Below are 11,264 nucleotides of genomic sequence, written 5' to 3' on the forward strand. Positions count from 1 at the left end.
CCGCTGTCGGTCGCAGCGGTGTGAGCGAGTCGATCAGCTCTCCGGGCGGCGGCCGCTCGCTGCGTCGTGACGACCGTCACCCGGTAGGTCGCCGTCCACCTCGTCGCGGGGCTCCGTCAACCCGTCACCGCCGTCCCGGGCGGTCGGGTCGTCGCGGTACCGGCGCTCCAGCCGGTGTCGTCGGTGCGCCGCCTCGTCCAACTCCTCGGCCAGTCGGGACAGCTCCGAGCGGACGAAGTCCCGGGTGGCCACCTCGCCCAGCGCGATCCGCAGCGCGGCGATCTCACGCGCCAGGTACTCCGTGTCCGCCTTCTGCATGGCGGCTCGGCGCCGGTCCTCGTCCATCGCCACCCGGTCGCGGTCGGACTGACGGTTCTGCGCCAGCAGGATCAGCGGGGCCGCGTACGACGCCTGGATGGAGAGCATCAGGGTGAGGAAGGTGAAGGTGTACGGGTCGAAGCGCAACGCCGCCGGGGCGAGGGTGTTCCACACGAACCAGGCGGTGATCACCAGCGTCATGTAGACGATGAAGTTCGCCGTGCCCATGCCCCGGGCGATGGCCTCGGCCCACCGGCCGAAGGTCTCCTGGTCGACCCGCGGCAGCTTCAGTCCCCGGGGCTCCCGCGGCAGGTCCAGCCGCTCCGCCCGTCGTTGCTCAGTCATCGCCACCGTCCGTCGCCGCGTCCGGAACGGTCGAGGTCATCGCCCGGTTCGGGGCACTGCTCGTCGCCGCGTCCCGGTCCCGCCAGTCCCGGGGCAGCGAGTGATCCAACACGTCGTCGACGGTGACCGCACCCACCAGCCGGTTGTTCCGGTCGATCACCGGCATGGCCACCAGATCGTAGGTGGCCATCCGACGAGTGATCTCCGGCAGTGGGGTGGTCGGGCGCAACGGATCGATGTCGTTGACCACCACCCCGCCGAGCAGATCCGCCGGTGGTTCGCGGAGCAGCCGCTGGAAGTGCACCATGCCCAGGTAGCGGCCGGTGGGCGTGGCCATCGGCGCCCGGACCACGAACACCTGCGCGGCGACGGCCGGGGAGAGCTGAGGTTCCCGGATCCGGGCCAGCGCCTCGGCGACGGTCGCGTCCGGAGGCAGGATCACCGGTTCGGAGGTCATCACGCTGCCCGCCGTGCCCGGGGTGTACTTCAGCAACTGCCGCACCGAATCGGCCTCGTCCGGCTCCATCAGATCGAGCAGCACGTCCTGTTCCGGCGGGGGCAGCTCACCGAGCAGGTCGGCGGCGTCGTCCGGATCCATCTCCTCCAGGATGTCGGCGGCCCGCTCGCGACCCAGCGCCGCCAGAATCTCGACCTGGTCATGCTCGGGCAGCTCGCTGAGCACGTCGGCGAGCCGCTGGTCGTCCAGGGCCGCCGCCACCTCGTTTCGTCGGGCGTCGGGCAGATCCTGCAACGCGTTGGCCAGGTCGGCCGGCCGCATGTCCTCCAGCACGGCCAGCAGGTTGGCCGTACCCCGGGTCTCCGCCACGCCGCTGAGCCCGCGTACCTGATCCCATTCGACCTGGTGCAGGTTGCCCCGGCGAGCCAACCGGCCCGTCTGCTCGCGGACGGCCACCCGGGTCAGCGACCACTCGCCACCACGGCTGCACTCCATCGCCACGTCAACCACCGCCGCCGCCCGGCCCTCCGGGGCGACCTGCACCCGGCGGTCCAGCAGCTCCTGAAGGACGAGCAGCTCGTTCGGGCGCTTCTCGAAGCGGCGCAGGTTGAGGGTGCCGCTGCCCAGCACGATGGCGTCGGCGTCGATCGAGGTGATCCGGTTGATGGACAGGAAGATCCGCCGGCGCATCGGCATCTCGGCCACCAGACCGACGACCTCGGGCGGCCGTTGGCTGGCACGCAGCCGAGCCACCGCGTCGCGTACCCGGCCCACCTGGTCGCCGTTGGGGTCGAAGACGGCGACTCCGGCGAGTCGGGCGATGTACACCCGGGTCGGCGTGCTCACGGTCACCAGCCTAGGGGGTGGGTCGTCGCCCCGGCCCGAGTCGTGGCGAGGCTCGGCAGTGCCCCCGACAAGCGCCGTGAGGGCCTAGTGTCTATCAACATGTCGACCTTGGCTTACGAGATCGTGGACGTCTTCACCGACCGTCCGTACGCCGGGAACCCGCTCGCGGTGGTCTTCGGCGCCGAAGGGCTGGCCACCGAGCAGATGCAGGCCCTGGCCCGGGAGTTCAACCTCTCGGAGACGGTCTTCGTGCTGCCCGCCACCCAGGTCGGCGCCACCTACCGGGCTCGGATCTTCACGCCGGTCGAGGAGCTGCCGTTCGCCGGACATCCCAGCGTCGGCGCGGCGGTCACCGCCGCCCGCCGGGGCATGTTCGGAGTGGGGCAGGTCACCCAGGAGTGCGGTGCCGGGGTGCTGCCGATCGAGGTGACCGACGGTGCCGCCGTCCTGACCGGTGGCAGCCCCACCCTCGGACCTGAGCTGGAGCCGGAGCCGCTGCTGGAGATGGCGGGCCTCGGCGCGGAGGACCATCTGGGTCCGGCTCCCCGGGTCGCCGGCTGCGGCCTGGAGTTCCCGTTCCTGCCGGTACGCCCCGACGCCCTGGCTCGGGCTCAGGTGAACCCGGTGGCGGCGGGGCGGTACGGCGTCGAGCATGTCAGCGTCTTCTCCTGGAACGCCGCCACCCAAACCGCGCATGCCCGGGTCTTCGTTCCCGGTCTCGGCGTGCCCGAGGATCCGGCGACCGGGTCGGCCGCGCTCGGCCTCGGGGTGTGGCTGGTCGCCAGCGGCCTGCTGCCCGGCGAGGGACGGTCGTCGTACACCGTCCGGCAGGGCGTCGAGATGGGCCGGCCGTCCTCGCTGGCCTGCACCGTGACCGCGGCCGGTGGGGTGGCGGTGGGTACGACGGTGGCCGGTCAGGTCATGCCGGTGGCGCGGGGGGAGATCCTCGTCCCGCCGTTCGTCGGCTGACGGGCGGCGCGGACCGGACCGGATGCGAGAGGATGCCGCGGTGACCGACGAGCGCGAGAACCATCCCCTGGTCGACGAGGCGATGAAGAAGGCCTCGGTGGCCTGGGTCGCGGTGGCCGGCGGTCCGCCGCTCGCCCTGTGGTGCGTGCCCCTGGAGGCGGCGTTGTTCGTGGTCAGCGGTCCCGGTGAGCAGTCCGCACCGGGGCTGGCCGAGGCTGACGAGGCCCAGGTCACCCTGCGCGGTGACCACGGTGGTCGGATCGTCACCTGGCCGGCCCGGGTGAGTCGGGTGGCACCCGGCACGGAGGAGTGGGACACGCTCGCCCCGCTGGTGGGGGCGAAACGGCTGAACGCCCCCGGACCGACCGCGGACCTGGTGGCCCGCTGGGCCGCCGACGGATGCGCCCTGGTCCGGCTCGCCCCGGTCGGCCAGCCGGCGCACGGCACCGAGCTGCCGGCCGGTTCGCTGGCCGAGCCGCCCCGACCGACGTCGGCCGTGCGGGCCACCCGTCGGCCCTTCCGGCTGCATCGTGTCCGGCGTCGCTGAGGCGCGACGGGGTAGGGCTACGCCGGTGCACCGACCGGGGTGGTGGTCTCCTCGACCAGGTCGACGACCTCGCCGAGGGAACCCAGGCTCAAGCCCGCCCAGTCCACCTCCATGTTGAAGACCAGATGGTCGACGAGGTCGGGCGAGGCCAGCCGGGCGGCGCTCATCCCGGCGCGGTGCGCGCCGGTCAACTCCTGGCTGCCGCCGTCGCCCACGTAGAGGCAGTCCTGCGGAGACAGGCCCAGCCGAGCGCAGGCGGCCAGGTACAGGGCCGCGTCCGGCTTGCAGCGTCCCACCTGCACGGAGAACACCCGGACGTCGAGCAGCGGGGCGATCGCCAGCTCCGGCAGGAACATGGGCAGCTCGTGCGTGCAGTCACTGATCACACCGGTGCGCACGCCCCGCCGGCGTAGCGCCCGCAGGGTCGGCACGGCCTCGTCCCGGACCCGGGTGTCCGCGCGTACGGCCTGGTGCCGGGCGGCGACGGCAGCGCGCACCGCCTCCTCCGAGGGGCGTACGCCGGCCTGCTCGCACACCCACCGCAGGGTCGCCTCGACGCTGTCGAAACGCCCGCCGGCACGTTCGTAGAAGCTGCGGTCGAGCACCTCCGTGAAGGTGCCCAGCGGGCAGCCGAGCAGCTCGGCGGTGCGGAGGTGACCCTCGCCACGCTGGACCGGACGGGTCAACGTGCCGAAGAAGTCGAACAGCACCGCCTGGAACCTGGGCATGGGAGATGACTCCGGGCGGGTGAGGGAGCCCCGGCGAGGACGCGCATGATCGTAACCGAACGCTGACGGAAAGTGGTGACCGGACCTCGTGTGAAGATTGCACCTCGTGGTCCCTGAACCTCATCGCCCGTCCCCTGACCTGCTGACCGGCGCGGCTCTGGCCGTGGCCGTCCTCGCCGTCTCGTCCTCCGCGCCGCTGATCGCCTTCGCCGCCGCGCCCGCCCTGGCTGTGGCGTTCTGGCGCAACGTGTTGGCGGTGGCCGTGCTGAGCCCGTTCGCGCTGGCCCGGCGGCGGTCCGAGTTCCGGTCCCTGGCCACCGGCATCGGCCGTCGCGAGGGCATGTTCTGCGTGCTGTCCGGGGTGGCGCTGGCGGCGCACTTCGCCACCTGGATGCCGAGCGCGAAGCTCACCTCGGTGGCCGCGGCGACGGCCCTGGTCGCCACCCAGCCGGTCTGGCAGGGGCTGATCGCCCGGGCGCAGGGCCGCCGGCTGCCCGTGGGTGTCTGGGCCGGCATCGGGGTGGCCGTGGTCGGGGCCGTGCTGGCGACCGGAGCGGACTTCACGGTCTCCGGCCAGGCTTTCGCCGGGGACCTGCTGGCGCTGGCCGGTGGCCTGTTCGCGGCGGTGTACACCGCGCTGGGCGAACGTGCCCGGGTGACCGTCAGCAACGCCACCTACACCACCATCTGCTACGGGGTGTGCGGGGTGATCCTGCTGGTGATCTGCCTGGTCGGTGGGGTGCCGCTGACCGGCTTCGACACCGGCACCTGGCTGGCCGTGCTCGCCCTGGTGGGTGGGGCGCAGCTGCTCGGCCACTCGATGTTCAGCTATGCGCTGCGGCGGGTCTCGGCCACCACGGTCAGTGTGCTGATCCTGCTGGAGGCCCCCGGTGCGGCGGTGATCGGCTGGGCGTGGCTGGGCCAGCTGCCCGACCCGGTGACCCTGCCCGGTCTGTCGCTGCTGCTGGTGGGCGTCGCCGTGGTGGTGCTGTCCAGCGCCCGTACCGCCCGGCGTACGGCCCGGGTCAGCACCGCGGTGCCGGCGGACGCGAGCCCGGTCCGCGACTGAGGCGCGGCCCCACCGGTCACACGTCGTGTACCTCCAGCACCCGGGTCGTCGGTGCCGCCTCGCCCAGGTCCGCGCGTAGCGCGGTCCGCTCCGGATCGGTCAGGAACGACTCGTAGCCGGCCCGGGTGTCGAACCGGATGACGTGCACCTCGGTACGCCCGTCACCGGTGCGCAGCCGCCGCTCCAGCCGGCCGCCATGGCGGGGCAGCAGGGCGAGCACGGTGTCCTCGTACCGTTGCCCGGCCTCGACCGCACCGTCGGCCAGCTCCACCAGCGCGACCAGGCGCACCGCAATGGCCGGTTCCTCGTCCTTGCCGGGCACCCGCAGGTCGGTGCCTTCCTCGACCGTCATGGCGCGGAGTGTCGCAATGTTTCCCGACCGTGGCGACCCCGGTCGTCGATGCCGGAGGGGCCGTCAGTCCGGCATGCCGACGGCGGCGGCGCTGGCCGCCCAGAGTCGTGCCGCGAGTCGCGGGTCGGCCGCCTTCGGCCACGGGCGGCGTGGCCGGCAGTCGAAGTAGTAACCACCGTCCCGCAACCGGGACCGGTCCTGGTTGGCGAGCCACACGAGCGTCTGCGCCCCCTTGACCGGACTGCGGAACGGCAACACACGCATGCCAACGGCGACGATCCGGCTCTCGTTGCCGAAGCGCGTCCGCACCACGCCGGGATGGAAGCAGTACGACTCGACCTGCGGCCACCTCCGCGCCGCCTCGGCGGTGAAGAGAATATTCGCCTGCTTGCTGGTGCCGTACGCGGACAGCGGGCGGTAGCGGCGCAGCGGTGCGTTCAGGTCGTCCGGATCGAGCGCGCCGCTGCGGTGCGCGCCGGAGGCGGTCACCACCATCCGGCCCACCCGGTCGGCCAGCAGGTTGGCGAGCAGGAAGGGCGCCAGATGGTTGGCCTGGATGGACAGCTCGAAACCGTCGACGGTGGTGACCGGCTGCAAGACGATCGCGCCGGCGTTGTTGGCCAGCACGTCGATCCGGTCGTACGCGGCGCGTAGCCGCTCGGCCATCTGCCGCACGTCGTCGAGGACGGCGAAGTCGGCGCGGAAGACCGCGGGTCGCTCCCCGGAGGCCTCACGCACCTCGTCGGCGGCGGCCCGCAGCCGGGCCGGATCCCGGCCGACCAGCACCACCTGGTCACCACGGCAGGCCAGGTTGATGGCGGCGGCCAACCCGATGCCCGAACTAGCTCCCGTTATCACGACCAGTCGACGGCCAGTGACATCTTCCACAGGTCCATTCACCGCGGTCACGGCACGAGGTTACCGTGGCGTCACAAGCACCTTTGGGATCGTTAAGTGAGGGGCGGCGGATCGGCCGCGCCCGGAAGGAGCGCAGTCGATGGCCGTTGTTGGGCGTTCCCGCCGGTCCTGCCTCGCCGTGCCCGGATCGAGCGTCAAGATGCTCGGCAAGGCCCAGGGCCTCCCGGCCGACCAGGTCTTCCTCGACCTGGAGGACGCGGTCGCCCCGCTGGCCAAGCCGGACGCCCGCAAGAACATCGTGGCCGCGCTCAACGAGGGTGACTGGGCCGGCAAGACCCGGGTGGTCCGGGTCAACGACCTCACCACCCCGTGGACCTACCGGGACGTCATCGACGTGGTGGAGGGTGCGGGGGCCAACCTCGACTGCGTGATGCTGCCGAAGGTGCAGAACGCGGCGCAGGTGCAGTGGCTGGACGTGACCCTCACCCAGTTGGAGAAGACCCTCGGACTGGAGGTGGGCCGGATCGGCATCGAGGCGCAGATCGAGAACGCCGCCGGCCTGGTCAACGTCGACGCCATCGCCGCCGCCTCACCCCGGGTCGAGACGATCATCTTCGGACCGGCCGATTTCATGGCCTCGATCAACATGAAGTCGCTGGTGGTCGGTGCCCTCATCCCCGACTACCCGGGCGATCCGTACCACTACATCCTGATGCGCATCCTGATGGCCGCCCGCATGCACGACAAGCAGGCCATCGACGGGCCGTTCCTGCAGATTCGGGACACCGACGCGTTCCGTGAGGTGGCGAAGCGATCGGCGGCGCTCGGCTTCGACGGCAAGTGGGTGCTGCACCCCGGGCAGATCGACGCGGCCAACGAGGTCTACTCGCCGGCCCAGGCCGACTACGACCACGCCGAACTGATCCTCGACGCGTATGAGCACTACACCTCGGAGGCGGGTGGCCGGCTCGGTGCGGTCATGCTCGGCGACGAGATGATCGACGAGGCGTCCCGCAAGATGGCCCTCGTGATCGCCGCCAAGGGTCGGGCGGCGGGCATGACGCGCACCTCGACCTTCACTCCGCCGGCCGAGTAGCCGCACGGTTCTCGTCCGCCCGCCCCGACCTCGGCCGGGGCGGGCGTCGCGATCAGGTGGACGAGTTCGCGATGGCGAAGGCGATCGCGACGGCGTACCCGATGAGCACCAGGGCGAGCAGGCCGGTGAGGATCCAGCCGACGATGATGGCGGCCTTGGCCATGCCCTCGCCGCTCTCACCGGTCTCCCGGATCTGACGCATGGCCACGTGTCCCATGATCGCGCCGATCGGGGCGGTGATGCACGAGCCGATCCCGATCAGGGAGAGCACCAGGGCGACGATCGCCATGGAGTTCGTCTTCTGCTGCGGGTAGCCGTACCCGGGCGGGGGGTAGCCGTAGCCGGGCGGCGCCGGCGGATAGCCGGGCTGGGCCTGCGGGTAGCCACCGGGCTGGGCGGGCGGGTAGCCGGCGGGCGGGTACGGCGTGGTGGCCGGATCCGACTTCATGCCGGCGTAGGGGTCGGCGACCGGCTGGTACGGGTCGTACCCGACGGGCTGCGGTGGCACCGACTGCGGAATCACCGGTGCGGTGGGGTCGGCGGGCGGGCTGGAAGGCTGGCCGGTCGACGCGGGGTCGGGCCAGCCGCCGGACGGCGGGGGCTGTGTCATCGGGCTTCTCTTCCGTCGCGATGTTGTGGCGCAGTCAGGGTAGTCACCGCCGCGCACTCCACGACGCGCCCGGCACCGGGCGCGCGTTGCCCGACAGCGGCGGTAGGGGGCAGGATCTCGGCATGGGGATTGACGCGCGTGCGGCGGACCGTTCCGGCAGCAGACCGAGGCGGGACGTGAGTCGGCCGGCCATGAGCCGGCGTCCACGCTCGGTCGCGGCACCGGAGCATGGCGACCAGGACGAGCCGGCTCCGCTGCCCGAGCCGGTGACGATGCGGTTGGACGGCAAGGTCGCGCTGGTCACCGGCGCGGGCAGCGCGGACGGCATCGGGTACGCCACCGCTCGCCGCCTGACCGACCTGGGCGCCCGGGTGGCGATCGTCTCGACCACGCGGCGCATCCACGACCGGGCCGGTGAACTCGGGGTCACCGGCTTCGTGGCCGACCTCACTGACGAGTCGGAGGTCGGCGCGTTGGCCGACGCCGTCACCGAGCAGCTCGGCGATGTCGAGGTGCTGGTCAACAACGCCGGTCTGGCCAGCCGGGCCAGCCCGGAGGTGCTGCGCCCGGTCGCGCAGCTCAGCTACGACGAGTGGCGCGGCGAGATCGACCGGAACCTGACCACCGCCTTCCTGTGCAGCCGGGCCTTCATCGGCGGGATGGCCGAGCGCGGTTGGGGCCGGATCGTCAACCTGGCCGCCACCGCCGGCCCGGTCAACGCGCTGCCCACCGAGGCGGCGTACGCGGCGGCCAAGGCGGGCGTGGTGGGCCTGACCAGGGCGCTGGCGATGGAGATGATCGCCGACGGGGTGACGGTCAACGCGGTGGCGCCGGGCACCATCTACACCGCGGCCTCGACCATGGCCGAGATCAAGCAGGGACTGGGTACGCCGGTGGGGCGTCCTGGCACGCCGGACGAGGTCGCCGCGGCGATCACGTTCCTCTGCTCACCGGCCGCGTCGTACATCACCGGGCAGATGCTGGTGGTCGACGGCGGCAACAGCGTGCGGGAGGCCCAGTTCCGCTGAGTGGGGGTCAGGTTCTGGTGCCGTCCGAGCCGGCCCAGATCGCCAGCGCCAGCCACCCGCAGCAGGCCAGCAGGAAGAGGCCGGTGAAGATGTAGCTGAGGATCAGGCCCCAGTTGGCGAGCTGCTCGCCGTCCTCGCCGCTGGTACGCAGCTGTCGCTTGGCGAGGTGCCCGAGGGCGATGCCGGCGGGGGCGAAGACGAAGGCGAAGACCAGCGACAGGATGGCGAGCACGTTGGTGCCGCGTCCGCCGCCCTGACCGGCCGGCGGCCCGTACTGACCGTAGGGCACCTGCGGGGCGTACGGCGGTTGCTGTCCCCACTGCTGGCCGTGCGGCGGCTGCCCCGGATGTTCGTACGACGGCTGTCCGTAGGCCGGCTGCCCGTGCGGCTGGTCGCCCGGCTGCTGTCCGTACGGCTGCCCGTACTGTGGCTGCTGCCCGCCGGGCGGTGGCTCGTAGGGCGACGGTGGCTGGTCCGGCTCCGGTGGCTGCCCCACGCTCTCCTCCTCCGTCCCGCCCGTGCGGCCGTCCGCCCTGGTGGGGAAGGCCCTCATTGCGGGACGCTACCCGCAGCGGTGAACCTTTTCACAGCGGTTGTGTGGACTGGTCACCTTGGCCGCCGCGGTCAGGGCGACCGATACTGATCGAGCGTTTAGTTACCAATGAGTAAGGCGCCGATTCCCCGGAGGCTGAGATGGCTCGACTCGCCCAGACGCCCGGCCTGACCGACGAGCAGCGGTCGATCCTGGAGACCGTCCGGGAGTTCGCGGACAAGGAGATCATCCCGCACGCGCAGCGCCTGGAGCACGCCGACGAATACCCGGCCGACATCCTCGACGGGATGAAGGAGATGGGCCTGTTCGGGCTCACCATCGCCGAGGAGCACGGTGGTCTGGGCGAGTCTCTGCTGACCTACGCGCTCGTGGTCGAGGAACTCTCCCGAGGCTGGATGTCGATCTCCGGCATCGTCAACACGCACTTCATCGTGGCGTACCTGATCTCCCAGCACGGCTCCGCCGAGCAGCAGGCCCGACTGCTGCCGAAGATGGCCACCGGGGAGGTGCGCGGCGCCTTCTCGATGTCGGAACCGGAGTGTGGCTCCGACGTCTCGGCGATCAAGTCGAAGGCGGTCCGGGACGGTGACCGCTTCGTCATCAACGGCCAGAAGATGTGGCTGACCAACGGTGCCTACTCGTCGGTGGTGGCCACCCTGGTGAAGACCGACACCGGCGCGGACTCCGTCTACGGCAACATGAGCACCTTCCTGCTGGAGAAGGAGCCCGGCTTCGGCGAGACCGCCCCCGGCCTGACCATCCCCGGCAAGATCGACAAAATGGGCTACAAGGGCGTCGAGACCACCGAGATGGTGCTCGACGGCGTCACCGTCCCCGACAGCGCCGTCCTCGGTGGAGCCGACCAGATCGGCCGGGGCTTCTACCAGATGATGGACGGCATCGAGGTCGGCCGGGTCAATGTGGCCGCCCGAGCCTGCGGCATCTCGATCCGCGCCTTCGAACTGGCCGTCGGGTACGCCCAGCAGCGCCGGACCTTCGGTCAGCCGTTGGCGAAGCACCAGGCCATCGCCTTCAAGCTGGCCGAGATGGGTACGAAGATCGAGGCCGCGCACGCCCTCATGGTCAACGCCGCCCGGCTCAAGGACGCCGGCCAGCGCAACGACGTCGAGGCCGGGATGGCCAAGCTGCTCGCCTCGGAGTACTGCGCCGAGGTCGTCCAGGAGGCGTTCCGCATCCACGGCGGATACGGCTACTCCAAGGAGTACGAGATCGAGCGGCTGATGCGGGAGGCTCCGTTCCTGCTCATCGGCGAGGGCACCTCGGAGATCCAGAAGACGATCATCTCCCGAGGCCTGCTCCGCGAGTACAAGCTCTGAGAGGTAAGGAAGGGCACCTTATTAACGCCTCCGGTAGAGCAGGGGCCCCCTCTTAGGGCGTGTTTCATAAGTGGGTGCGGAGCCAGCTGTTGATGGCGGCGATGGTGATGGTGGCTTCGTAGCGGACGGCGAGTTTGTCGTAGCGGGTGGC

Annotated in this window: 13 protein-coding genes; 6 read left to right on the forward strand and 7 right to left on the reverse strand. The window is 71.4% G+C overall.

Annotation, left to right across the window (positions count from 1 at the left end; translation table 11 throughout):
* Positions 1-33 precede the first annotated feature (33 nt).
* Together SM447_RS06885 and SM447_RS06890 are read right to left on the reverse strand one after the other, a co-directional pair.
* Positions 34-663, reverse strand: a complete 630-nt coding sequence (locus tag SM447_RS06885; RefSeq protein ID WP_474571859.1) for a DUF1003 domain-containing protein — start codon at positions 661-663, stop codon at positions 34-36.
* Positions 656-1,966 (reverse strand): magnesium transporter MgtE N-terminal domain-containing protein, encoded by a 1,311-nt coding sequence (locus tag SM447_RS06890; protein WP_474571860.1) that lies wholly within the window; start codon positions 1,964-1,966, stop codon positions 656-658. The genes SM447_RS06885 and SM447_RS06890 overlap by 8 nt, the downstream gene beginning before the upstream one ends.
* Positions 1,967-2,065: 99 nt before the next feature.
* Between SM447_RS06890 and SM447_RS06895 the strand changes: the two genes are divergently transcribed.
* Both SM447_RS06895 and SM447_RS06900 read left to right on the forward strand, forming a co-directional pair.
* A complete protein-coding gene (locus SM447_RS06895; RefSeq protein WP_474571861.1) occupies positions 2,066-2,935 on the forward strand; it encodes a PhzF family phenazine biosynthesis protein in 870 nt (289 codons plus the stop codon).
* A gap of 22 nt (positions 2,936-2,957) precedes the next feature.
* Positions 2,958-3,482 (forward strand): hypothetical protein, encoded by a 525-nt coding sequence (locus SM447_RS06900; protein WP_474571862.1) that lies wholly within the window; start codon positions 2,958-2,960, stop codon positions 3,480-3,482.
* A 17-nt stretch (positions 3,483-3,499) separates the two neighbouring features.
* Here the strand turns inward: SM447_RS06900 and SM447_RS06905 are convergent, their stop codons facing one another.
* Positions 3,500-4,210: an HAD family hydrolase gene (locus tag SM447_RS06905; RefSeq protein ID WP_474571863.1), complete on the reverse strand. Its 711-nt coding sequence runs from the start codon at positions 4,208-4,210 to the stop codon at positions 3,500-3,502.
* A 106-nt stretch (positions 4,211-4,316) separates the two neighbouring features.
* Between SM447_RS06905 and SM447_RS06910 the strand changes: the two genes are divergently transcribed.
* Complete coding sequence (locus tag SM447_RS06910) at positions 4,317-5,279, forward strand: DMT family transporter (protein ID WP_474571864.1); 963 nt, start codon at positions 4,317-4,319, stop codon at positions 5,277-5,279.
* Between the two features lie 16 nt (positions 5,280-5,295).
* Here the strand turns inward: SM447_RS06910 and SM447_RS06915 are convergent, their stop codons facing one another.
* Complete coding sequence (locus tag SM447_RS06915) at positions 5,296-5,631, reverse strand: hypothetical protein (RefSeq protein WP_474571865.1); 336 nt, start codon at positions 5,629-5,631, stop codon at positions 5,296-5,298.
* A 63-nt stretch (positions 5,632-5,694) separates the two neighbouring features.
* Positions 5,695-6,519: an SDR family NAD(P)-dependent oxidoreductase gene (locus tag SM447_RS06920; RefSeq protein ID WP_474571910.1), complete on the reverse strand. Its 825-nt coding sequence runs from the start codon at positions 6,517-6,519 to the stop codon at positions 5,695-5,697.
* 109 nt (positions 6,520-6,628) lie between these two features.
* Between SM447_RS06920 and SM447_RS06925 the strand changes: the two genes are divergently transcribed.
* Positions 6,629-7,585 carry an HpcH/HpaI aldolase/citrate lyase family protein gene (locus tag SM447_RS06925; RefSeq protein ID WP_474571866.1) on the forward strand — a complete coding sequence of 319 codons (957 nt, stop codon included), beginning with the start codon at positions 6,629-6,631 and terminating at the stop codon, positions 7,583-7,585.
* Between the two features lie 52 nt (positions 7,586-7,637).
* Here SM447_RS06925 and SM447_RS06930 read toward each other — a convergent pair whose 3' ends face one another.
* Entirely contained in the window at positions 7,638-8,195 is a 558-nt protein-coding gene (locus SM447_RS06930) for a DUF4190 domain-containing protein (protein ID WP_474571867.1), read from the reverse strand.
* Between the two features lie 122 nt (positions 8,196-8,317).
* Between SM447_RS06930 and SM447_RS06935 the strand changes: the two genes are divergently transcribed.
* Positions 8,318-9,223, forward strand: coding sequence for an SDR family NAD(P)-dependent oxidoreductase (locus SM447_RS06935; RefSeq protein WP_474571868.1), 906 nt, complete (start codon positions 8,318-8,320; stop codon positions 9,221-9,223).
* A gap of 7 nt (positions 9,224-9,230) precedes the next feature.
* Here the strand turns inward: SM447_RS06935 and SM447_RS06940 are convergent, their stop codons facing one another.
* Positions 9,231-9,776: a DUF4190 domain-containing protein gene (locus SM447_RS06940; RefSeq protein ID WP_474571869.1), complete on the reverse strand. Its 546-nt coding sequence runs from the start codon at positions 9,774-9,776 to the stop codon at positions 9,231-9,233.
* Between the two features lie 140 nt (positions 9,777-9,916).
* Between SM447_RS06940 and SM447_RS06945 the strand changes: the two genes are divergently transcribed.
* Positions 9,917-11,113: an acyl-CoA dehydrogenase family protein gene (locus tag SM447_RS06945; RefSeq protein WP_474571870.1), complete on the forward strand. Its 1,197-nt coding sequence runs from the start codon at positions 9,917-9,919 to the stop codon at positions 11,111-11,113.
* The last annotated feature ends 151 nt before the right edge of the window (positions 11,114-11,264 follow it).

It is taken from the genome of Micromonospora aridisoli (assembly GCF_056150025.1).

What these genes read in the sequence shown, in the direction of transcription:
- SM447_RS06945 (WP_474571870.1), top strand. Translation starts at nt 9,917, where the DNA reads ATGGCTCGACTCGCCCAGACGCCCGGCCTGACCGACGAGCAGCGGTCG.
- SM447_RS06940 (WP_474571869.1), bottom strand. Translation starts at nt 9,776, where the DNA reads ATGAGGGCCTTCCCCACCAGGGCGGACGGCCGCACGGGCGGGACGGAG.
- SM447_RS06900 (WP_474571862.1), top strand. Translation starts at nt 2,958, where the DNA reads ATGCGAGAGGATGCCGCGGTGACCGACGAGCGCGAGAACCATCCCCTG.
- SM447_RS06935 (WP_474571868.1), top strand. Translation starts at nt 8,318, where the DNA reads ATGGGGATTGACGCGCGTGCGGCGGACCGTTCCGGCAGCAGACCGAGG.
- SM447_RS06930 (WP_474571867.1), bottom strand. Translation starts at nt 8,195, where the DNA reads ATGACACAGCCCCCGCCGTCCGGCGGCTGGCCCGACCCCGCGTCGACC.
- SM447_RS06915 (WP_474571865.1), bottom strand. Translation starts at nt 5,631, where the DNA reads ATGACGGTCGAGGAAGGCACCGACCTGCGGGTGCCCGGCAAGGACGAG.
- SM447_RS06905 (WP_474571863.1), bottom strand. Translation starts at nt 4,210, where the DNA reads ATGCCCAGGTTCCAGGCGGTGCTGTTCGACTTCTTCGGCACGTTGACC.
- SM447_RS06895 (WP_474571861.1), top strand. Translation starts at nt 2,066, where the DNA reads ATGTCGACCTTGGCTTACGAGATCGTGGACGTCTTCACCGACCGTCCG.
- SM447_RS06925 (WP_474571866.1), top strand. Translation starts at nt 6,629, where the DNA reads ATGGCCGTTGTTGGGCGTTCCCGCCGGTCCTGCCTCGCCGTGCCCGGA.
- SM447_RS06885 (WP_474571859.1), bottom strand. Translation starts at nt 663, where the DNA reads ATGACTGAGCAACGACGGGCGGAGCGGCTGGACCTGCCGCGGGAGCCC.